This is a genomic window from Halorussus sp. AFM4, from assembly GCF_051194995.1.
Classification (GTDB): domain Archaea; phylum Halobacteriota; class Halobacteria; order Halobacteriales; family Haladaptataceae; genus Halorussus.
Map to the genome: position 1 here is coordinate 210,664 of NZ_JBNTJT010000006.1, position 21,778 is coordinate 232,441.

General features: G+C 71.4%; 20 protein-coding genes. 10 read left to right on the plus strand and 10 right to left on the minus strand.

Annotated elements, in window-relative coordinates:
* Positions 1–33: 33 nt before the first annotated feature.
* A complete protein-coding gene (locus tag ACQUQF_RS23560) occupies positions 34–267 on the minus strand; it encodes a DUF7542 family protein (RefSeq protein ID WP_435181793.1) in 234 nt (77 codons plus the stop codon).
* A 92-nt stretch (positions 268–359) separates the two neighbouring features.
* The gene (locus ACQUQF_RS23565; RefSeq protein WP_435181795.1) at positions 360–1,091 is read right to left on the minus strand and encodes a fumarylacetoacetate hydrolase family protein; all 732 of its coding nucleotides are present in this window, start codon (positions 1,089–1,091) and stop codon (positions 360–362) included.
* A gap of 122 nt (positions 1,092–1,213) precedes the next feature.
* Between ACQUQF_RS23565 and ACQUQF_RS23570 the strand changes: the two genes are divergently transcribed.
* The 4 genes from ACQUQF_RS23570 (at position 1,214) to ACQUQF_RS23585 (ending at position 3,751) form a co-directional block, all read left to right on the plus strand.
* Positions 1,214–2,248, plus strand: coding sequence for a sodium:calcium antiporter (locus tag ACQUQF_RS23570; RefSeq protein ID WP_435181797.1), 1,035 nt, complete (start codon positions 1,214–1,216; stop codon positions 2,246–2,248).
* Positions 2,249–2,299: 51 nt separating this feature from the next.
* Entirely contained in the window at positions 2,300–2,977 is a 678-nt protein-coding gene (locus tag ACQUQF_RS23575; RefSeq protein WP_435181799.1) for a bacterio-opsin activator domain-containing protein, read from the plus strand.
* Between the two features lie 110 nt (positions 2,978–3,087).
* A complete protein-coding gene (locus ACQUQF_RS23580; protein ID WP_435181801.1) occupies positions 3,088–3,477 on the plus strand; it encodes a DUF7344 domain-containing protein in 390 nt (129 codons plus the stop codon).
* A gap of 100 nt (positions 3,478–3,577) precedes the next feature.
* A complete protein-coding gene (locus ACQUQF_RS23585) occupies positions 3,578–3,751 on the plus strand; it encodes a hypothetical protein (protein ID WP_435181803.1) in 174 nt (57 codons plus the stop codon).
* Positions 3,752–3,761: 10 nt separating this feature from the next.
* Here ACQUQF_RS23585 and ACQUQF_RS23590 read toward each other — a convergent pair whose 3' ends face one another.
* Positions 3,762–5,144: a DUF7405 family protein gene (locus ACQUQF_RS23590; RefSeq protein ID WP_435181805.1), complete on the minus strand. Its 1,383-nt coding sequence runs from the start codon at positions 5,142–5,144 to the stop codon at positions 3,762–3,764.
* Positions 5,145–5,341: 197 nt separating this feature from the next.
* Between ACQUQF_RS23590 and ACQUQF_RS23595 the strand changes: the two genes are divergently transcribed.
* On the plus strand, positions 5,342–6,028 hold the full coding sequence (locus ACQUQF_RS23595; protein ID WP_435181806.1) for a potassium channel family protein: 687 nt from the start codon (positions 5,342–5,344) through the stop codon (positions 6,026–6,028).
* A gap of 38 nt (positions 6,029–6,066) precedes the next feature.
* On the opposite strand, the gene ACQUQF_RS23600 is transcribed toward ACQUQF_RS23595, so the two are convergent.
* Positions 6,067–7,434 carry an APC family permease gene (locus ACQUQF_RS23600; RefSeq protein WP_435181808.1) on the minus strand — a complete coding sequence of 456 codons (1,368 nt, stop codon included), beginning with the start codon at positions 7,432–7,434 and terminating at the stop codon, positions 6,067–6,069.
* Between the two features lie 264 nt (positions 7,435–7,698).
* Between ACQUQF_RS23600 and ACQUQF_RS23605 the strand changes: the two genes are divergently transcribed.
* The 3 genes from ACQUQF_RS23605 (at position 7,699) to ACQUQF_RS23615 (ending at position 12,999) form a co-directional block, all read left to right on the plus strand.
* Positions 7,699–8,154, plus strand: coding sequence for a universal stress protein (locus ACQUQF_RS23605; protein ID WP_435181810.1), 456 nt, complete (start codon positions 7,699–7,701; stop codon positions 8,152–8,154).
* On the plus strand, positions 8,155–10,407 hold the full coding sequence (locus tag ACQUQF_RS23610) for an amino acid permease (RefSeq protein WP_435181812.1): 2,253 nt from the start codon (positions 8,155–8,157) through the stop codon (positions 10,405–10,407). It abuts the gene before it with no gap.
* A gap of 192 nt (positions 10,408–10,599) precedes the next feature.
* On the plus strand, positions 10,600–12,999 hold the full coding sequence (locus ACQUQF_RS23615) for an amino acid permease (RefSeq protein ID WP_435181814.1): 2,400 nt from the start codon (positions 10,600–10,602) through the stop codon (positions 12,997–12,999).
* Between the two features lie 29 nt (positions 13,000–13,028).
* Here the strand turns inward: ACQUQF_RS23615 and ACQUQF_RS23620 are convergent, their stop codons facing one another.
* From ACQUQF_RS23620 to ACQUQF_RS23635, 4 genes are all read right to left on the minus strand, one after another.
* The gene (locus ACQUQF_RS23620; protein WP_435181817.1) at positions 13,029–14,555 is read right to left on the minus strand and encodes a TrkH family potassium uptake protein; all 1,527 of its coding nucleotides are present in this window, start codon (positions 14,553–14,555) and stop codon (positions 13,029–13,031) included.
* A 9-nt stretch (positions 14,556–14,564) separates the two neighbouring features.
* On the minus strand, positions 14,565–15,908 hold the full coding sequence (gene trkA / locus ACQUQF_RS23625) for a Trk system potassium transporter TrkA (protein ID WP_435181818.1): 1,344 nt from the start codon (positions 15,906–15,908) through the stop codon (positions 14,565–14,567).
* A 183-nt stretch (positions 15,909–16,091) separates the two neighbouring features.
* The gene (locus ACQUQF_RS23630; protein ID WP_435181819.1) at positions 16,092–16,604 is read right to left on the minus strand and encodes a winged helix-turn-helix transcriptional regulator; all 513 of its coding nucleotides are present in this window, start codon (positions 16,602–16,604) and stop codon (positions 16,092–16,094) included.
* Entirely contained in the window at positions 16,601–17,053 is a 453-nt protein-coding gene (locus tag ACQUQF_RS23635) for a DUF7471 family protein (protein ID WP_435181822.1), read from the minus strand. The genes ACQUQF_RS23630 and ACQUQF_RS23635 overlap by 4 nt, the downstream gene beginning before the upstream one ends.
* 1,023 nt (positions 17,054–18,076) lie before the next feature.
* Between ACQUQF_RS23635 and ACQUQF_RS23640 the strand changes: the two genes are divergently transcribed.
* Both ACQUQF_RS23640 and ACQUQF_RS23645 read left to right on the plus strand, forming a co-directional pair.
* Complete coding sequence (locus ACQUQF_RS23640) at positions 18,077–19,138, plus strand: mRNA cleavage and polyadenylation specificity factor-like protein (protein ID WP_435181825.1); 1,062 nt, start codon at positions 18,077–18,079, stop codon at positions 19,136–19,138.
* 122 nt (positions 19,139–19,260) lie between these two features.
* Positions 19,261–19,815, plus strand: coding sequence for an FAD-dependent oxidoreductase (locus ACQUQF_RS23645; protein WP_435181826.1), 555 nt, complete (start codon positions 19,261–19,263; stop codon positions 19,813–19,815).
* Between the two features lie 18 nt (positions 19,816–19,833).
* On the opposite strand, the gene ACQUQF_RS23650 is transcribed toward ACQUQF_RS23645, so the two are convergent.
* Together ACQUQF_RS23650 and ACQUQF_RS23655 are read right to left on the minus strand one after the other, a co-directional pair.
* Positions 19,834–20,238 (minus strand): hypothetical protein, encoded by a 405-nt coding sequence (locus ACQUQF_RS23650; protein ID WP_435181829.1) that lies wholly within the window; start codon positions 20,236–20,238, stop codon positions 19,834–19,836.
* Between the two features lie 98 nt (positions 20,239–20,336).
* Complete coding sequence (locus ACQUQF_RS23655; RefSeq protein ID WP_435181832.1) at positions 20,337–21,608, minus strand: hypothetical protein; 1,272 nt, start codon at positions 21,606–21,608, stop codon at positions 20,337–20,339.
* Positions 21,609–21,778 lie beyond the last annotated feature (170 nt).

The window sequence follows — 21,778 nt, forward strand, 5'->3', positions numbered from 1 at the left end:
CGACGAGCGGTCGGTGGTCGGACCGACTCCGCTCTACTCGTCGCGGTACAGCGGCGACTTCGCGTTCGTGCACTCCGGCCGGCCGCAGACGCCGGCGTCCGCGCCGGCGCGTTCGACGCCCGAATCGAGCCGGTGGAGCTCCCACTCGGCCTCGTGGCCGGCCTCGGTCCGGTGGGTCTCGATGCGGGCCCGCGCGGCGCCGAGCCGGTCGAACGTCTCGTCGAGGTCGCAGTCGGGACAGGTCACCGTCGCGCGCTCGTCGGTCATCGTCCGACAGAACGCGCCCGGTCGGGAAAACACCCTCGTTCGGGGTCGATCCGGTGGCTCTCGGCCGACCCCGTCGACCGGTGCCGCCCGGTTCAGGGCTCGCGCACGCCGTGGCGGAGGACGCCGACGCCCTCCACCTCGACCTCGACCTCGTCGCCGTCTTCGAGGGGCGCCACCCCCGCGGGCGTCCCGGTCGAGACGACGTCGCCGGGTTCGAGGGTCATGTAGGTCGTGATCTCCTCGATGAGCTCGGGCACCGACCAGATGAATTCCTCGCGCGAGGACGACTGGCGGGTCTCGCCGTTCACCCGGAGCTCGACCGCGGCGTCGTCGGGCACCTCGTCGGGCGTCGCCAGCACCGGCCCGAGCGGGGCGGAGTTGTCGAACGCCTTGCCGCGGACCCAGTTCTGCTCGCGGTCCTGGTCGTCGCGGTTCGACACGTCGTTCATGCAGGTGAACCCGGCGACGTAATCCATCGCCTCGTCGGCGGCGACGTCGCGGGCCTGCTCGCCCATCACGACCGCGAGCTCGGCCTCGTGGTCGACCCGCTCCTTGCCGGCCGGGAGGGGCACGGTGTCGCCGTGGGCCGACAGGCTGTTCGGCGGCTTGAGGAACAGCAGCGGGCGGTCGGGGATCTCGCTGTCGCGCTCGTCGGCGTGGTCCCGGTAGTTCCGCCCGACGCAGACGATCTTCGTCGGTTCGGCCGGCGGGAGCAGCTCGACGTCGGCCGGGTCGTAGGTCTGGCCGGCCGCCTCGACGGTCGCGTCGGTCCACTCGCCGACTCTGGTGCTGCCCGCGGGGTCGCGGAATCTGACTCTGCGCATGCCGGCACGTGGGAAGTCGGCCCACAAAGAGGTTCGCGGTGCGGCGATATCTTCGCGTTCTCCCGGCGCGATTCCAGTCAATTACCGAACTTATTTAGCCTCCGGATCAGTCGGTCCGGACGATGGTACTCGGTGGACTCCTCCCCGGTTCGCCCGTCGTCTACGCGGCCGTGATCCTGGCGGCCACGGGCCTCATCTGGTTCGGTAGCGGCTGGCTGGAGAGCGCCGCGGAGCGGCTCGCAGCCCACTACGGCCTGCCGGCGGTCGTGCAGGGCTCGATCATCGTCGCGGTCGGGTCGAGCTTCCCGGAGCTCGCCAGCGTCGTCTTCACGGCCCTCGGCGGGTCGTTCGACATGGGCGTCGGCGCCATCGTCGGGTCGGCGATCTTCAACATCCTGGTCATCCCGGGGCTGTCGGGGGTCGCGACCGACGACGACGTCGAGTCGAGCCGCACGATCGTCTACAAGGAGGCGCAGTTCTACATGATCGCCGTCTCCGTGCTGCTGGTCACGTTCGCGCTCGCGGTCATCTACAACCCGTCCGACGGCGCGGCGCTCGGCGGGACCCTGACCCGACCGCTGGCGGTCATCCCCGTCCTGCTGTACGGGCTCTACCTCTTCATCCAGTGGCAGGACGTCCGCGACCACGAGGCCGAGGAGGCGGCCGGCGACGTCGCGGTGCTCCGGCAGTGGGGCAAGCTGGCGGTCGGGCTCGTCGTGATCCTGGTCGCGGTCGAGCAGCTGGTCGGCGCGGTCGAGGGGCTGAACCACGCGTTCGGCATCCCGCAGTTCCTCGCCGGCGTCACCATCCTCGCCGCCGCGACAAGCCTCCCGGACACGCTGGTGAGCGTCCGCTCGGCCAAGTCGGGCAGCGGCGCGACCAGCCTCGGGAACGTGCTGGGGTCGAACACGTTCGACCTGCTGGTCGCGATCCCGATCGGCGTGCTCATCGTGGGCGCCGCCCCGGTCAACTTCGCCGTCGCCGTCCCGATGATGGGCGTGCTGACGCTGGCGACGATCCTGCTGTTCGTCGTCCTCCGGACCGACCTCTCGCTGACCGGCGCCGAGTCGTACGCGCTGCTGCTGTCGTACCTCCTGTTCGTCGCGTGGGTCGTCGCCGAGACCGCCGGCGTCACGGACCTGATCCGCGGCGCGTAGTCGGCCGCGGCCGCGCCGGGCATTTATCCCGCCGCGCGGTGTTGGGCCGGTATGAGCGTGATCGCGGAGTTCACGGTCCCGGCCGATGCGCTCGCGCTCTCGGAGACGCTGGCCGAGACGCCGGAGATGATCGTCGAGATCGAACGCGTCGTCGCTCACGACGACGACGTCGTGATGCCGTACTTCTGGGTCCGCGGCGGCGACCGGGCCGCGTTCGAGGAGGCCGTGAACGCCGACCCGACGACGCGGAACGTGACCAAGCTCGACGAGTACGAGGACGCGACGCTCTACAGGGCCGAGTGGACACAGAACATCGAGAGCATCGTCTACGCCTACCTCGAGGCCGGGGCCACCATCGTGGAGGCGACCGGCCGCGCCGACGACTGGGAGCTCCGGATGCGGTTCGACGACGACCGGTCGGTCACCGACTTCCGGGACCACTGCCGGCGCCACGGGGTGGCCTTCGAGCTGAACCGGCTCTACCACCCGTCGGAGCCGAAGGGCGGCGGGCAGTACGGGCTGTCGCCGAAGCAGCGGAACGCGCTCGTCGCGGCGCTGGAGCGGGGGTACTTCGACGTCCCCCGGACGGTGTCGATGGGCGACCTGGCAACCGAGCTCGGCATCTCCCAGCAGTCGCTCTCGAAGCTGCTCCGCCGGGCGCACCGGAACCTCGTCGCGAACGCGCTGACGGTGAGCCATCCGGACGACGAGAACACGACCCCGGAGTAGGTCGCTCCCCGGCGGTCCGACGCGGAGCGCCGCACCGCTTCCGGCCCGGAGTTAACGGGTGCGTATTTACGCACCGCACGCCCTTGCTGCCGAGCGGCGTTCCTCCCGGTATGTTCGAGGAGTCAGCGCAGTCGGAGGATGAGCCGACAGGGGACGGCGACTCCCGGGCGGGGCGATCGTCCGACGGAGTCCGGGACGTCCCGTCGCGGGACGCCCGGACCGGCGTCCTCGCGGACCGACGACGACGGTACGTCCTCTCCCGTCTGGAGGCGTCGGGGGCGCCGATGGCCGTGGCCGACCTGGCGGACGACGTCGTCCGCCGGGAGACCGACCGCTCGCCGACGGCGATGCAGGACGAGCGCGAGCGGATCTACGTCTCGCTCTACCACAACCACCTGCCGAAGCTGGCGGCGGCGGAGCTCGTCCGGTTCGACGCCGACCGGAAGCTCGTCGAGCTGGCCGCGGACGTCGGGGAGCTACCGCTCGACGTCCCGAAGTGAACCCGACCCCGCGCGGGCTAGCCGTGCAGACTCGATTCGGAGGACGGCAACCGGGTAAGGAACGAGATCCATGGCCAGCAAACGACACGGAGTCCGGTGCGTGGAGTGCGGACAGGTGTACGCGGCGCGGCTCTCGGCGGGGAGGGTCATCCTCCCCACGGACGACGGGACGTGTCGCTGCGGCGCGACCTGGTTCGTGAACCTGACCGCGGGCGAGACGGCCCGGACCCCGTCGGCGAGCGGGGACGGCGACGACCGCGACGAACGGGGGTGAGCGTCGCGGACTACGCCGGGTTCGGCGTCGGGAGCGCGCGGTGCTCCCGGGGCGGCAGCAGGAAGTTCCCGCGCCGGAGCACCTCCATGTACTGGAGGATGCCGTTGTTGTTCTTCTGGCCGACCGCCGACCGCTCGGCCAGGTCCTCGCCGTTCATCGCCTCCCGGGTGTCGACGAAGTCCGAGACGGCCCGCTGGAGCGAGACGAAGTGGAGGCCGGCCCGGCCGCCGTCGGTCGAGTTGAAGTCCCGGCGGATCATCAGCGGCGAGCCGTCGTCGTCGCGGGCCCGGGCGGACTTCTGGGAGTGACCGACCACGCCCTTCTGGCGGGCGTGCTCGTCGGCGTGGGCGGGACAGCCCGTCTCCTCCATCTTCGCGGAGGTGCCGAGGTTGTCGCCCGCGCCCTCGACCATGTCCTCCTCGGCGTGGACCGGGCAGAACATCTTGCTCACGCGCTGGGACCGGCTGTCCTGCTGGTACCACTGCTCGAGGTTGAGCTCGATCTCCGAGAGCTGGTGGGTGGTCCCGCCGGCGAACGGACCCTCTCGGATCGTCACGCGGTCCTCGGTCGCCTGGTTCTTCTTGAATCCCGACTTGAACCCCATGTAGAGCGGCGCGTCCTCGGAGACGACGTCGGAGTCGGGCAGGCCGTCGACGTCCTGGTGGTCGGCGGGCAGGCCGTCGCCGACGAACCCGGTCCGGCGGTCGGCCGTCTCGAACACCCCCGCGAGGTCGGCCGACACCTCGACGCCGTTGAGCGTCGACTTCTCGCCCAGCAGGGCCTGCTCGGCCGCCAGCGCGACCGAGGCGTGGTTGCTCGCGAGGTGGACCACCGCGTCCTGGCGGTCGAGTTCCGGGTCCTCGAACGGCGCGAGCGCCCGGGGCTGCTGGAGGTCCACCGAGTCGGGGAGGCTCGCGTCGAACCGCTCGAAGTACGACGGCGAGTAACCGACGGTGAACAGCAGGCCGTCGCCGCCCCGGGCGTAGGCGCGTTCGAGGCTCCGGAACGCCGACTCGGCGGTCCGGCGGTCGGCGTCGGTCGGCGGCCCGTCGCCGGCGTAGTCCAGCAGGAGCAGGATGCGGTGGCGGGGCGCGACGACGTTGCCGTGGTCGTCGGTCGGGAGGAACTCGTTCCACGCGTGCTGGCGCGACGGGAGCGTCGAGAGGTCCTCGGGCCCGGTGGCCACGTCCGGCTCGCCGTTCCGGCCCAGGCACGCCGACAGCGCCGAGGCGCCGCCGATCGCCACCGCCGCCTTGGCGAACTCCCGCCGGGAGATGCCCCGGTCCCGCCGGCCCGGCCGGGCGTCCCCCGCGCCGTCGGCCGGGTCCTCGCGCGACGGGGCGTCGCGGTCGCCCGCTGCTCGTCCGTGCTCGCTCGGTCCGGTGTCGTCCATCGCCCCACGCTAGGAACGGGACCCGAAAGGGGGTTCTGGTTCGGGCGTCGAAAACGGCGGTCGTCTGGCCCGGCCCGGCTTCGAGCGGGCCGGGGCCGCGGCCCCGGCGGTGGGCGACCGCGAACGTGTCGGCAATCGACTCGGATTACGGTTCCACGAACGCTACTTTTAAGCCATTTCACGAACCCCGGCAGAACATGTACATCATCATCGTCGGTGCGGGGGACATCGGGGCCCAGCTGCTCGACCTGGTCACCCGAGAGCCGAACGACGTCGTGGTGGTCGAGAGCGACGAGGCGACGGCGAACGAGGTCGCCCAGCGCCACGACTGCCTCGTGCTCAACGCCGACGCCACGTCGATGGAGACCCTCGAGGAGGCCGGCGCCGACCGGGCCGACGCCATCGTGAGCACGACCGACGACGACGCCACCAACGTCATGGTGATGCTGCTCGCCCGGGAGTTCGGCGTCCCCTCGCAGGTGTCGGTCGTCCAGAACCCCGAGCACATGCGGCTGTTCCGCGAGCTCGAGGTCACCGTCCTGGAGAACCCCGAGCACCTCATCGCGGAGTACCTCTTCCGGGCTGTCCAGCGCCCGTCGGTCGAGGACTTCATGCACCTGGCCGGCGGCGCCGAGGTCTTCGAGATCACCGTCGGCGGGGACGGTCCCATCGCGGGCCGGACGCTCCGGGACGCCGACGAGGCGGACGTCCTGCCCGACGACGTCCGGGTCGTCGCCATCGAGCGCGACGAGTCGGCGCTGCTCCCGCGGGGCGACACCGAGGTCCGCGAGGGCGACCTGGTCACCGTCTTCTCGAAGCGCGGGTTCGCGCCGGAGATCCTCGGGGCGTTCACCGGCGCGAACCGGGAAGCGACGCGGGCGTGACGGAGAAGCAGAGCGGGCCCCGCCGCGACAGCCCGGGTTCAGTCGCTGCTGCTCGTCGCCTCCTCCGAGGAGTAGCCGAACAAGTCGGTCTCGAAGTACGCGAGTTCGACGACCACCGCGACGGCGGCGATGGCGGCGACCGTGTAGAACACGCCGCGCTGGGAGGCCCACAGGTGCCAGACCATCATCGGGAGGAAGAGGACGGTCCCGATCAGTCCGACCGCGGGCGGGACCGCCGAGACGTCCTCGTGGTCGCGCTGGGTCAGCGCGAGGTAGCTCATCCCGCCGAACACCACGATGAACGTCAGCGACGCGAACGAGGTGATGCCCTCCAGGCTGCCGACCACGGTGAACGCCGCGGTCAGCACGCCGAGCAGGAGGATGATGCGCTTGGGGAGGTCCTCGCCCTCCTTGAACTCGTCGGGCGAGCTGGCGTCGAGCCGGTCGGGCAGCAGCTCGTTCTCGATAAGCCGGTCCGAGAACTGGGCGCTGGTGAACAGCGTCGCGTTGATGGCGCTGGCGGTCGAGAACAGCGCCGACAGCGCGATGATGAAGTGGCCCCATGACCCGCCGAACTGCGAGGCGGCCGTCGCCAGCGCGACCTCCGGGTGCCGGGAGACCAGCGAGACCCCGACGATGCTGGTCGTGACGACCGCGACCCCGATGTAGATGGCGACCGCGCTCGGGATCGAGATGTAGATGGCGGTCGGGTTGGTGTCGCTGTGGTCCTCGATGGTGCCCTGGGAGTACATCAGCAGCTGCCAGCCCTGGAACGCGACGAACGACATCGCGGCCGCCATGATGGGCGCGAACCCGATGGAGCCGAGCCCGAGCTGAAGTGCCCCTCCGGTCGCGGTCCCGGCGCCGCTGGTGAAGGCGTACCAGAGCCCGAACACCACGAATCCGACGAGCACCGCGATCTTGACCACGACCAGCACCACCTCGACCCAGCCCGACTCCTCGACGCCGACCAGGTTCAGCCCGACGAACACCCCGACGATGCCCAGCGAGAGCAGCGCCCGGAGCGGGAGCCCGAACACCTGCTCGACGTGGAGCATGTCCACGGCGTAGCTCCCGAACGCGTAGGCGTACATCGCCATCGACCCGACGTACCCGAACAGCAGGGTCCAGCCGGCCATCCCCGCGAGCGTCGAGCTGTCGGCGAACCACTCGAGGTAGGTCGGCGACGCGCCCTCGGGGTTGCTCAGCTGGTTCAGCTTGATGTACGAGTAGCCGGCGCACAGCGCGACGATTCCCGCGAGAACGAAGGAGAGCCACGCCAGCGCCCCCGTGACCTTCACCACCACGCCGAGGACCGCGTAGATACCGCCGCCGATCATACCTCCCAGTGCCATCGAGACCGCCCCGGTGAGTCCGAGGTCCCCGCCTTCCGGGTCGCCCGACATTGGCGTTCAGTAACAGAGTGAGCCCTTTCAGTCTTTTAGCCGGCCGCCGGAGGGCGCCGCAGTCGGCTCGCGAGCACAGACGGGCGGAGTTCGGGAGCCCCGCTCCGACGTGGTTTCGGACCCGCCGTCGTCCGCGTCTCCGAATGAACTAAGGTGGCTCGTTCGGTCTTCTCGACCAATGAAGTCTCTCGTCAGGAACACCCGAGAGCGCACGGTAACCGGAGCGACGGGACGCCCGCTGCCGGAACCCGGCTGGGCCGACTCATGAGCGGACCCACGTTCGACGCGATTCTCGTCCCGGTCGCGAGCGAGGACGACGCCAGGAGGACCGCCCGCGCGCTCCGCGAGCACTTCGACCTCGGGGAGACGGCCGCGACCTTCGCCTACGTCGTCGAGAAGGCCGGCGGCGCGCCAGACAAGGCCGGCGTCGAGCAGCGCGAGGCGGTCGCCGAGCGCGCCTTCGCGGCCGCCAGCGCCGAACTCGACGCCGGGGCGGAGACGCGGATCGTCTACGACACCGACGTCGCCGAGGGAATCCGGCGTGCCGCCGCGGAGGTCGGCGCCGACGCTATCGTGTTCGTCCCCCGCACGGGAGGCGGCCGACTCGCCCGGCTGCTCACGGGCGACGTGGCGCTGTCGCTGGTCACCGAAACCGACCGGCCGGTGGTCGCGCTGCCGAACGCGGAAGTCGTCGACGACACCGACGGGGAGGAAGAGTAGATGGGCGACGAGGAACTCGCCAAGGACCTCGGCCCGCTGGCGGCGCTGACCATCGGCGTCGGCACGATGATCGGCGCGGGCATCTTCGTGCTGCCGGGCGAGGCGGCCGCGGCCGCGGGACCGGCTGTCGCGCTCTCGTTCGTCGTCGGCGGGGTCATCGCGATGTTCACCGCGATGTCGGCCAGCGAGCTCGGCACCGCGATGCCCAAGGCCGGCGGGAGTTACTACTACGTCAACCACGCGCTGGGTCCGCTGTTCGGCTCGATCGCCGGCTGGGGCAACTGGATGGGGCTGGCGTTCGCCTCGGCGTTCTACACCCTCGGGTTCGGCGAGTACCTCGCCACGTTCCTGCCGATGCCCGCGGTCCCGCTGGGCCCGCTCGTGCTCTCGCCCAACCAGGTCGGCGCGCTGGCCGCGGGCGTCTTCTTCGTGACCGTCAACTACGTCGGCGCGAAGGAGACCGGTCGCCTCCAGAACGTCATCGTGGTCACGCTCGTGGCAATCCTGACGGTGTTCAGCGTCCTCGGGATGTTGCAGGGCGACTTCTCGACGCTCCGGCCGTTCTTCCCGGAGGAGACCGGCGGCGCGGCCGCGGTCCTGCCCGCCACCGCGCTCGTGTTCGTCTCGTTCCTCGGGTTCGCCAAGATCACGACCGTCGCCGAGGAGATCAAGAACCCCGGGCGGAACCTCCCGCTGGCGGTCATCGGCAGCGTCGCCATCGTGACGCTGATGTACGCGGTCATCATGGTCGTGCTGATGGGCGTCATCAACTGGGACGCGCTCGGCGCGAGCGCGACGCCGGTGCTCGACGTGGCCCGGATCGCGTTCGGGCGAGTCGGCCTCGCGGCCGCCGGCGTGGGGCTGCTGACGTTCGCGGGGCTGCTCGCGACCGCCTCCTCGGCGAACGCCTCGATCCTGGCGTCGTCGCGCATCAACTTCGCGATGGGACGGGACAGGCTCGTGAGCCCGTGGCTCAACCAGATCCACGAGCGGTTCACCACGCCGTACCGCTCGATCGCCATCACGGGCGCGATAATCGTCGCGTTCATCCTCGTCGGCGACGTGAAGACGCTGGCGAAGGCCGGCAGCGTCCTCCACCTCATCGTCTACGGCCTGCTCAACCTCGCGCTCGTCGTGATGCGCGAGTCCGACGCGCCGGAGTACGACCCCGACTTCCGGGTCCCGCTGTACCCCGTCGTCCCGGTCCTCGGCGCGGCGAGCTCGTTCGGCCTCATCGCGTTCATGAAGCCCATCGAAATCACGCTCGCGCTGCTGTTCGTGGCCGGCGGCGTCGTCTGGTACTTCGTCTACGCGCGCCGGCGGGCCGACAAGCAGGGCGTGCTGAGCCAGTACGTCCTCCACCGCGCCGACGAGATGCCCGACGGGGCGGTGTCGGCCGCCCGGACGGTCTCGCCCGACGGCGGGTCGTTCCGGGTCCTCGTCCCGCTGGCCAACCCCGAGCACGAGAAGGACCTCATCACGCTCGCGAGCGCCCTCGCCAGGCAGCGCGGCGGCCGGGTCGACGCGGTCCACGTCGTCTCGGTGCCCGACCAGACCTCCCTGGAGTACGGCGCCGAGCACGTCGACGAGATCGACCGGGAGTCCGCGGAGCTGCTGGAGCAGGCCCGGCGCGACGCCGAGACGTTCGGCGTGCCGGTCGAGACCCACACCGTCCTCTCCCACGAGAGCTTCGAGGAGATCTTCGACGTGGCGCGGGACCACGGGGCCGACCTCACGGTCATGGGCTGGGGCCCGGACTCCCACGGCGCGCCCGGTCGCGTCGAGGGGACGTTCGACGAGCTCACCGCCGACCTCCCCTGCGACTTCCTCGTGCTGAAGGACCGCGGGTTCGACCCCGAGCGCATCCTGGTGCCGACCGCCGGCGGGCCGGACTCGGACCTCAGCGCGAGCGTGGCGACCGACCTCCGCGCCGAGTACGGCTCGGCGGTGACGCTGCTCCACGTGGCGGACGGCGACGAGGAGTCGGCCCGGGCGTTCCTCGAATCGTGGGCCGCCGACCGCGGCCTCGCCGACGCCGACCTCCGCGTCGAGACCGGCGACGTGGAGGCGGCCATCGAGCGCGCGGCCCGCGACCACACGCTGGTCGTGCTCGGCGCGACCGAGCGGGGGATGCTCTCGCGGCTGCTCGGGGGATCGCCGGCGCTCGACGTCGTCGACCACCTCGACTGCTCGGTGCTGCTGGCCGAGCAGCGCCGGCGGCGGTCGCTGACCGAGCGGCTGTTCGGTCGGTAGCCGACGCCGACTGTCGGCCCGGTCCGTACCCGCCGGCGACGCGTCGGACGGCCGCCGGCCGCTTCCGGGCGTTTCGAACACTCCGTTTCGACCGGCCGCTGTTTCGGAAACGACAACCGGACCGGGGCTCGGATTCCCGTGGCCGTCACTTTCGTTACCGCGCGCAGGGTATCGTCCTGGAAGGAGCGACGCATGGCAGAGCACACTCGTACTCTGGGGTTCAGGGTCGCGTTCGCGCTGGGGCTGGGGACGATGATCGCCGCGGGCATCTTCTCGCTGTCGGGCACCGCGGTGGCGGCGGTCGGCAGCAGCGCGGTCGTCTCGTTCGTCATCGCGGCGGTCATCGCGGGAATCACGGCGGCTTCCTACTCGGAGTTCGCCTCCATCTACTCGGAGAACGGCGGCGGCTACCTCTTCTCCTCGCGCACCTTCGAGGACGACCGACTGCTGTTCGCGGTCGGCGCGTCGCTGTTCATGGGCTACTGCGCGACGACCGCGTTCTACCTCGCCACGATGGGCGAGTGGTTCCACCAGTTCCTCATCCCGCACGGGATACCGATCCCTCACGGGACGGTCGCCGTCGCAACCGCGATACTGCTGGGCTACCTCAACGCCCAGGGGACCGAGGAGAGCGGGACGTTCCAGGTGCTGGTGACCGCCGCGAAGGTGGCGGTGCTGCTGGTGTTCATCGCGGGCGCGTTCGTCTACGAGGGGCCGGCCCAGGCGGTCGGCACGTTCGCCGGGGAGTTCCAGGCCGACGCCGGGGGCATCGTCTCCATCGCCGCGGTCGCGTTCATCACCTTCTTCGGGTTCTCGGCCATCGCGGCCAGCGCGGGCGAGATCATCGAGCCCCGCCGGGTCGTCCCGCGGGCCATCGGCGCGAGCATCCTCACCGTCACCGTCCTCTACATCTTCGTCATCGTCGCCATGGTCAACTCGCCGATCCCGCCGGAGGTCGTCGCCCGCCAGGGCGAGACCGCGATGGGGAAGGTCGCGGCCGCGTTCCTGGGCAGCTTCGGCAAGTGGCTCATCGTGGCCGGGGCCATCTTCAGCATGGTGTCGGCGTCGAACGCCTCCATCCTGGCGGCCTCGGGCATCGGGTCGCTGATGGGCCGGCAGGGCCAGGCGCCCCGGCGGTTCAGCCGCATCCACCCCGAGTACGGCACCCCGTTCTGGAGCGTCACCGCGGTGACCGCCACCATCTCGCTGCTCGTCCTGGTGTTCATGTCGCTGTTCCCCGCGGAGGGCGGCCTCGGCGTGCTCCACCTCGGGCTCGACGCGCTGACCGGCTTCGCCAACCTCAACCTGCTCGGCCCGCTCGCGGTGGTCAACGTCGCGCTCATCGTCTCCCGGCGGCGGTTCCCCGACATGGACCGGCCGCTGGAGGTGCCGTTCACGCCGTGGGTGCCGATCCTGGGCATCATCGCCAACCTCGCGCTCATCACCAACCTGCCGCCGACGGGCATCGCCATCGGGGTCGCTGTCGAACTCGTGCTCGTCGGCGCGTACCTGGCGTGGGGCGGTGCACCCGACGTCGAGGAGCTCACCAGAGAGGCCGTGGGCCGGCGCCAGCCGCTCGGCACGACAAACGGCGGCGACGTCGTGGAGGCGGCCAGAGCCAGGGTGTCCGACCGGACCGCCGCGGCGTCCGGGGACGCGGACCTCGCGGCGGCCGCCGAGGAGATCGCCAGCGCGGAGGAAGCGGCCGCGGCCGAATCCGAGGACCGGTTCCGGGTGCTGGTCCCGGTCGCGCGGATCGACCGCGCGCCGAGCCACGTCAGGCTGGCCGCGGCGCTGGCGAACGTCCGGGCGGACGACCCGATTCTCCAGGTCGTCAACGTCACTCACATTCCCGAGCAGACGCCGTACGAGACCGTCGAGGACGACGCCCAGAAGCGGGCGGACCGGCTCGTCGAGCGACTCGGCGAGGCGGACGTGGACGCCGAGTACACCGTCGAGGGTCACATCTCCCGGGACATCGGCTTCGACATCAACAAGACCGCCCGCGACGACGGGGCCGACCTCATCCTTATGGGATACCCCCAGGAACACTACGAAGTGACCGAGAAGGTCGAGTACGACGCGCCCTGCGACGTCGTGTTCGCGCAGGGCTTCGACGCCGAGGACACCGACCGCATCGACACCGTCAACGTGGGCGCGGGCGGCGGTCCCCACCACGACGCGATGCTACCGCTCGTCGGCGCGCTCGGCGAGGCGGGTGCGGCAGTCAACGTCGTCAACGTGCGGCCCGGCGGGCGGGGCGAGGGAGCCGGGACGCCGGAGGTGATACGGGAGACGCTCGACGCGCTCCCTGCGGGCATCTCGGTCGAGAGCCACCAGATCGAGGCCGACACCGTGGCCGACGGGCTCGTCGACGCGGCCGCCGACCTGGGCGGTCCGCTGCTCATCGGCGCGTCGCGGACCCGACAGTTCAAGCGATGGGTGCTGGGTTCGACGCCCGATCAGGTCATCCGGCGGGCCGACGACCTCGGCGTGCCGGTGCTCGTCTACGCCCGGCCGACCGGCGTGGCGGGTCGGCTCAGGGAGGCGATAACGCCGTTCGGTCGGTACGTCCGTCGGATCTTCGGATGAGAACGGGACGCTGACGGTGGGACCGACCGCTACGTCTGCCAGTAGGCCGGCGTCAGCAGCACCAGCACCGGCAGGATCTCCAGCCGGCCGATCCACATCAGGAACACCATGAACAGCTTCGTGCTGGGCGGGAACGGCAGGTAGCTCTCCATCGGCCCGACGATGCCGAACCCCGGCCCGACGTTGCCGAGGGTCGCGGCGACCGCGCTCATCGCGTCGAGCGCGACGAGGTCCGCCGCGGGGACCCCGATGACGTACACGACCATGGTGCCGAAGAAGAAGATGACCAGGTAGAGCAGGGTGAACGCGTAGATGCCCCGGATCGCGCGCTCGTCGAGCGCCCGGCCGCCGAGCCTGACCGGCCGGACCGCCTCGGGGTGGACCGTGGTGAACAGCTCGCGCCGGAGCGACTTGAGGATGACCAGCCACCGCACGATCTTGACCGCGCCGCCGGTCGACCCCGCCGAGCCGCCGACGAACAGCGCCACGAACAGCACGTACTGGGCGGGCCGGCCCCACTGCGCGAAGTCCATGCTGGCGTACCCGGTCGTCGTCACGAGCGAGACGACCTGGAAGACCGCGTGGCGGACCGACAGCTCCACGTTCCCGGAGAGGGGGCCGACGCGGGTCGGCTGGAGGGTATCGCCGGTGAACAGCAGCACCGCGACCAGCCCGGTGAACACCGCCAGCACGCCGACGTAGAACCGGAACTCGGTGTCCTCGCCGAACACCTCGGGTTCGCCGTTGAGGGCGTGCCAGAACAGCGCGAAGTTGGTGCCGGCCGCCACCATGAACGGGACGATGAGCCACTGGACCGCCGCCGAGAAGTACTCGATGCTCCGGGCCGCGGGCGAGAACCCGCCGGTCGCCATCGTGGTGAAGCCGTGGGCGACCGCCTGGTAGAGGGTCATGTTGGGCGCGAGCCCGACGATATGCAGCCCGTAGAGCAGCACCATCTCCAGCGCGGTGATGCCGAGGTACGCCGTCCAGAGCGCGCGGGCGGTCTCGGCGATCCGCGGCGTGAGCTTCTGGATGCCCGGGCCGGGCGCCTCGGCGTCCATCAGCTGGGCGCCGCCGACCGACAGCTCCGGGAGGATAGCGACCGCCAGCACCACGATGCCCATCCCGCCGAGCCACTGGGTCTGCTGGCGCCACATCATCAGCGCCCGCGAGTGGGTGTCGAAGCCGATGTCGCCCATCACGGTGGCCCCCGTGGTCGTGAACCCGCTCATCGACTCGAACAGGGCGTTCACCGGGTGGGCGACCGTCCCCTGGCCGGCGATGACGTAGGGGAGCGCGCCGACCACCGAGACCGCGAGCCACGTCAGCCCGACCATCAGGAACCCCTCGCGGGCTCCCAGGTCGGGGTCGTCGTCGAGCCGTTCGAGGCTCCAGCCCGCCGCGACCGCGACGGCCATCGACGCCAGGAAGGTGACCAGCCCCTCGCCGTAGAACGCCGCCAGCGCGAGCGGGAACACCATCGCGACCGCCAGCCACTTCACCACCGTGCCGACCAGCGCCACGCTGGCCCGCCAGTCGACCCTGAGATTCACCATCGTGTACTCCTACAGTCGGTCGCTGACGGCGGCCAGCGCGTCGCGCTCCGCGAACGCGACGACGTGGTCGCCCGGCTCGATCACGGTGTCGCCGCGGGGGACGATGAACCGGCCCTCGCGGGTGATGGCGCCGATGACGAACCCCTTCGGCAGGTCCGCGACCGCCTCCCGGATGGGCCGGTCGATGAGGACGCTCTCGTCGTCGACCTCGATCTCGAGCACCTCGGCCTTGTCGGCCTCGATGAGCGCGACCTTCTCGGTGTGGAGCTCGCGGGTGAACCGGGTGATCTCCTCGGCGGTGACCTCGCGGGGGTTGACCGCCACGTCGACCCCGACGGTCTCGAACAGGTCGACGTACTCGGTGGTCTCGACGACGGCCACGGTCCGGTCGGCGCCGAGCCGCTTGGCGAGCACCGACACCAGCAGGTTCTTCTCGTCGCTCTCGAGGGCCGCGACCACGGCGTCGGCCTCGTCGACGTGCTCGCGCGCGAGGAACTCGGCGTCGGTCGCGTCGCTCTCCATCACCACGGTGTCGGGCAGCTTCTCGGCCAGCTCCCGGGCGCGGTCGGGGTCGCGCTCGATGAGTCGGGGGTGGAGCCCCCGCTCCTCGAGCTCCCGGGCGGTGTGGTAGCCGATGTCGCTGCCGCCGATGATGACGAGGTCCTCGTTGCTCGACGGCGTCTCCGCCGGGGCGACCTCGCGGGCGAACGCCTGGACGCTCTCGGGGCTGCCGATGACGACCACCTTGTCGCCCGGCCGGATGCGCGACTCCCCGCGGGCGATCTCGACGTCGCCGTTCCGGAGCAGCGCCGCGAACGTCAGCGAGTCGAACCGGTCGGCCTCCCGGACGGTCTGGTCGGCGACCGGGCTGTCGTCGCTGACCTCGAACTCGGCCATCTGGACCGCCCCGCCGGCGAAGGGGTCGACGTCGCGGGCCGCCGGGAGGCCGACGACCCGCACGATGTCCTCGGCGGTGAGCAGGTTGGTGCAGACCATGAAGTCGACGCCGAACGCCTGCCTGTCCGCGGCGTGCTGCCACGTCTCGAGGTAGTCGACGTTCTTCACCCGGGCGATGGTGAACGGGTCGTCGATGGTCTTGGCGGTGCCGCAGGTCACCAGGTTGGTCTCGTCGTCGTCCGTGCTGGCGATGATCATGTCCGCCTCGTCGATGCCCGCCTCCCGGAGCGTCGACAGCGACGTGCCGTCGCCCTCGATGGCGAGCACGTCGAGCGAGTAGGTCAGCGTGTCCACTCGCTCCGGGTCGGTGTCCACCACGACCACCTCGTGCGTGTCCGCGAGGCTGGCAGCGATGGACGACCCGACCTCACCCGCCCCGACGATGATGACGCGCATCGGTACCCTCCTTGCTCATCCTTGGAGGCCTTTACAAGTCCCACCGTATGACGATTTCCTTTCCGAACGAGCCGGCCGGGGGACCGACGACCGCGCCGAGCGCCCCGAGCGTCGACGCGAACCGGCTCGCGGCGGTTCTCCGACTGCGAATCGCTCCTGTAACCGACCGCGGGGCACGCGGACTCACCCCTCCTCGACCAGCCCGTCGACCAGGTTCGCGAACCGGTCGACCATGCGCTCGGGCAGCGACGGCGTGATCTCGCCGAGCAGGTCGGCGGTGGCCGCCGGCCGTGCTGGTTCGAGGAAGACCCGGTTGCCCTCCCGGCGCTTCTCGACCAGGTCGTAGTCGGTCAGGTTGTCGAGGTGCCACTCGACGGTGCTGCGCGCCAGCCCGAGGTCGTCGGCGAGCGCGGCGGGCGTCGTCTCGCCGGCGTCGAGCAGGTGGGCCAGCACGTCGCGGGCGGTCTCGCGCCGGAACATCGCGAGCGCCGACCGCTCCCAGTCGTCGTACGCCGGCGGGTAGAGGTGGGTCCGGCCCTGGACCTCGTCGGCCACGACCTCGCCCTCCTCGCGGAGTCGCCGGAGGTGGTACTGGACCTGACCGGGGGCGACGTCGAGCCCCCGGACCACCCCGTTGAAGTGGACGCCCGGGTTCGCCCGGACGTGGTCGGCGATGGCGCGGCGGGTCGCGTTCATCGCCGGCCCTCCCGGTCGCCGTCTCGGCGGGAAGTCGATTCCTCCGCGCCCGCGCCGCCACTGTACCCGGCGCGCCCGCCGTCGCTTCGCACGCGCGGCTCTGACCCCTCGGCGGCGGCCTTCCGGGCAGAGCGGGCGTCGTACACCGCCGCGACGACCAGGGCCGCCATCGCGGCGTCGAGGCCGTGTTCGAGCAGGTGGTGGGACCCCGCGTCGACCGACCCGGTGAGCGACAGCGCCGCGACGCCGGTCCGGGCCAGCAGGGTCGCCAGCGCCAGCGTCACCAGGAGGTACGACCGCGAGCGCCGCCGGACCAGCGCGGCCAGCGCGAGGCCGAGCACCACCGCCGAGCCCAGCCCCGCCAGCGCGAGCAGCGCCACGAAGGCCGGGTCGGGGCTCGCGACCGGGCCGGCGTGGAGGACGACCGGCCGCGACAGCGTCGGTTGCATACGTGCCGGTAGTCGCTCCGACGGTTTACCGATTCGGATTCGGCGACCCCCGGGACGGACGGAACGGCCCGACCAACGAGCGCGTTCCCGGCGGAAATCCGCGATTACGCGGGTGGAAACCGTTCGAGGGCGGGAACGATGCCCGTCGTTTATCCGGCGGCGCTCGTCCGGTATCGGAGACGTCCCGCACCGAAGCGACGCCGCTCTGACGTGGGGTCGCGTCTCCAGACGGCGCCAAGACAGCGGAAACGCCGGTGTGGCCCGCGGCGGTCGAAGCAGCGGAAACGGCGGTGTCCGCACGGCGGCGAGACCGGCCGAGGCCCGTCTGAGGGACGGTAGGGCAGCGGAAACAGCGGTGTGGAGCGACGGACCGCAGACAGCGGAACCGACGGGGTCGACGCTGGTCGACCATCAGGAGTCGGTCTCGGTCGACCCGGGTTGTCGAGCACGGTGCCAAATCGGCCCGGATCGACCGGAGACCGACCATCGGTCGACGCCGGAACGGGGGGCGTACCCGGCGCTCAGTTGAGGCGCGGGTCGGGGGCCTCGACCTCGCGGCCGCAGCGCGGGCACCGGTAGCGCGCGCCGTCCGCGGCGACGAACTTCCGGGTCGGTCCGATATACCAGCAATCGGGGCACCGCCGGATCGGGAGTCGTATCACGCCCGGAGAGACGCGCCGGACGACCAAAAGGCGGTCGCCGCCGGCCGTCCGCGACGGTCGGCCCTCCCCACCGCGCCCCATCGCGTCCGGCGGAAAACAGCGGAAACTGCGGTGTGACGGTGGGCGACGCCGCCGGAGGAGAACCGCAAACCGCGACGTCCCGCCGACCGCGGACGGCGACCGACCGCGACGCCCGGCAGACAGCGGAAACGACGGGGTTGCCGGAAAGTGGCGCGGAGGTCGATCGGGGGTGCGGTAGCTGCGAAGCGACTGGTGGCCGGTGACGGACTCGGACGGTGGGAACGACGAGACCGGGACATCGAGCGCGGAACTAATGGCGCTGCGGCCCCCAGGTCCGACGATGGCAGTTCGACGGCGAGACGGCATCCACATCGAGGTCCCCGCGGGCGGCGGGGACGGCGCGGACGGCGGAGGTGCGGACGGACCCGGCGGCGCCGGGCGGACCTTCGTCGCCGACGCGTCGAGCGCGGTCGGCGACGTGAACGTCGTGAGCCACGCCCACGCCGACCACACCTTCAGCCGGACGCCGGAGACGGTGGTCTGCTCGGCCGCCACGGCGGCGCTGGTGGAGGCCCGGACGGGCAAGTCGGTTCCCGCGTACCGGGAGGGGACCGACGAGGTGACGCTGTACCCCTCCGGCCACGTCGTCGGGTCGCGGGCGGCGCTGGTCGAGGTCGACGGGCGCGACCGGGCCGACGGGGCCGACAGGCGCTACCTCTACACCGGCGACTTCTCGGTCCGGGACCGGCTCTACCTCGAGGGGTTCGACCCGGTCAACGCCGACGTGCTGGTGATGGAGACCACCTACGGCGAGCCGGACTACCGCTTCCCGGCCGAGGACGAGCTACAGGCCGCGATCCGGGACTGGCTGGCCGACGCGCCCGACCGGCCCCTCTTCCTGTTCGGCTACTCGCTGGGCCGGGCCCAGAAGCTCCAGCGGCTCGCCTCGCAGGCCACGAACCGCCGGCTGGTGGTCCACGACGCGGTCCGGACCGTCAACGACGCCGTCGAGTCGGCGACCGACCTCTCGTTCCCGGCCGAGACGCTGGCCGCCGACGGCGGCGACCCGCTGGCGGGCGACGAGGTGGTGGTCTTGCCGACCCACCTCTCGCGGACCGACTGGGTGACGGACCTCGTCGAGCGCCACGACGGCCTGAAGGCCGGCTTCTCCGGGTGGGCGGTCGACGAGTCGTTCCGGTACCGGGGCGGCTACGACGTCACCTTCCCGCTGACCGACCACTGCGACTTCGACGAACTGGTCGCGACCGTCCGGGCGGTCGACCCGGAGGTCGTCTACACCCACCACGGCTTCGACGAGGCGTTCGCCGACCACCTCGCGACCCGGTACGGGTACGACGCCCGCCCGCTGCTCGGCGACCAGACCAGGCTCGACGACTTCTGAGCGACGTACCCGATACCGAAGACCGGCCGTAACCGATTTCCGCGGCGAATTCGGCGGTTCCGGAGGCGGCAGAACAGGTTGGGGCCTCAACGTTTACGTCACTCAGCGCCGTTCGGTAAAATATGCCGGACGTAGCAATCGTCGGCGGCGGCCCCGCCGGCCTCAGCGCCGGGCTGTTCACCGCGAAGAACGACCTCGACACCGTGGTGTTCGACACCGACGAGACGTGGATGCACAAGGCCCACGTGTACAACTACCTCGGCATCGACGAGATCCTGGGCAGCGAGTTCATGGAGCGGGCCCGCGAGCAGGTCGAGAGCTTCGACGCCGACCTCCGCGTGGGCGAGGCGGTCACCGACGTCGAGGAGGACGGCGACGGGTTCACCGTGACGACCGAGGACGGCGAGTACGACGCCGCGTACGTCGTGTTCGCCACGGGGACCGACACCGAGCTCCCCGAGCAGCTGGGCTGCGAGACGACCGACGACGGCCTGGTCGACGTCGACCTCAACATGCGGACCAGCGTCGAGAACGCCTTCGCCGTCGGGTCGATGATCCGCGACCAGAAGTGGGAGGCGGTCATCTCGGCCGGCGACGGCGGCGCGGCCGCCCTCCAGATCATGAGCGAGGAGGCGGGCGAACCCGTCCACGACTTCGACGTGCCCGACGAGGAGTAGCCGACGGGGGACCGCCGTTCACACGTCCTGGCCGTACAGCGGCGGCCCGCTGGCGGTGTCGACGACCACCAGCGGTTCGGCGCCGTCGGCCAGCATCTCGCCGACGGCGTCGGCCTCGTCGCGCCGCTCGGCCGACTCGGTCATCCTGCGGCGGTGGACCTCGCGCGCCGCGTCGGTCAGGTCCTCGTCCAGCGAGAGCTCGTCGGCGAGCGTCCGCCAGATGCCGTCGCCGTAGAGGTAGTAGGCGTCGTCGTCGCGCCAGCCGAAGTTGTGCCGTGAGGAGTACTCGTACTCGCCCTCGCCCCTCGCGATCGCCGACTGGACGCTCGCGAGCGCGTCGTCGAGGTCGCCCTCGCCGACGCCGCGCTCGTCGGCGACGGCGGCGATCCGGTCCCGGGAGAACGGGTGCTCGGTGTCGGTCATCGTCGGCACCGAACTACGAGCAGGAGACATAGAGGTGTAACGGCGGTCGGGTCGGCGGCGGGGAGAAGCGGGACGGAAGTCGGGCAACCGGTGGGCGATCAGTCCGACCGGCGCTCGTCGGTCGCGAGTCGCTCGGCCAGCGACCGCGAGACGCCGGCGAGGTACGCCCCGCCCCAGACCGCGACCACCGCCGCGCCCGCGCAGTCGAACACCAGGTCGGTCATGGTGTTGGCCAGCCCGTGCTGGGCGAGCACGCTGGTCGTGCCGGTCCAGGACGCCAGGCCGTCGAGGCCGAACTCCAGCAGCTCCCAGAGCACGCCGAACGCCATCGTGAAGATCAGGATGAACGCCGCGACGAACTTCCGGGGGAAGAACACGGCCGGGTCGTGGACGTCGAACGCCCGGACCGTGGCGTACCCCGCGGCCGCGACCAGCGACGACGACAGCGCGTGGGTGAGGTTGTCCCAGAGCGCGATGGCGCCGTACAGCCCGAACGAGCCGAGCGCGTGGAGGAACACCGGGACGACGATCCAGAGCGTGAGCCGGAGGTCGATTGGGAGCCCCAGGTCGCGCTCGAGCAGCCCCGGCAGTTCCATCACCGCGAGCGCGATCGAGGCGTTGACCACGGTCGCGACGCTGCGCTCGTAGAGGCCCGCCAGCAGGACCGCGACCAGCGCGACCTGGAACGCGCGGACGACCTGGCGCTGGCGGGGGTGGGCCGACGCCGCCGACTCGGCCCGGGCGCGCTCGCGGATCGGGTCGTCGGACGAGCGCTCGCCGGCTCGGGCGGTCGAGAAGGCGAGGCGCTCGCGGTCGACCCGCCGGAAGTACGCGGCGAAGGCGACCCCGGCGAGGACGCCGACCCCGGTCGCGGCGGTCAGCGACCACATCACGTGGTAGAGCCCCCGGAGCGCGCTCGTACCGAGCGTCACGTCCGCGACCCACTGGACGACCGCCCACGCGCCCGCGGCCGCCATCGTCGCGGTGACCACGAACGCGACCGCGAAGGCGGGCGACATCTCCACCCGGGTGAACGCGTCGAACTCGACCGCGACCGCCAGCGCGAGCGCCGGCACCACCAGGAACGTCGCGACCGACCGCGGCAGGACCGGGTCGACCGCCTGGAGGGTATAGGGAACCGCGACGAACACCGACACCTCCCACGGGAGCGTCGCGGTCCAGCGCCGGTAGGCGACCGCCGGGACCAGCGTCACCGCGACGGCCGCGACCCCCAGGCCGGCCCAGAGGGGGTCGCCGTCGCTCGCGCTGGCCGCCGCGGCGACCGCGACGCACGCGACCAGCGCCCACGTCAACACCGCGTTCCGTCGCCGCGCGACGATCCCGTCGGCGACGTCTGTCCTCCCTGACACCGGCGACCGTACGGGCGGCGTGCGTAAAAGCGTGGAGTTCCCGCCGTCCGACGACAGGTCGCGGCGCCGGGTCGCGGCGTCGCTTGCCGGTTACGGGGCGCCCGCCCCGGGATTAGCAGAGCGTTACTATGCAAGGTCGGGTCCGCGCGACGGTTCCGGAACGGTGAAAC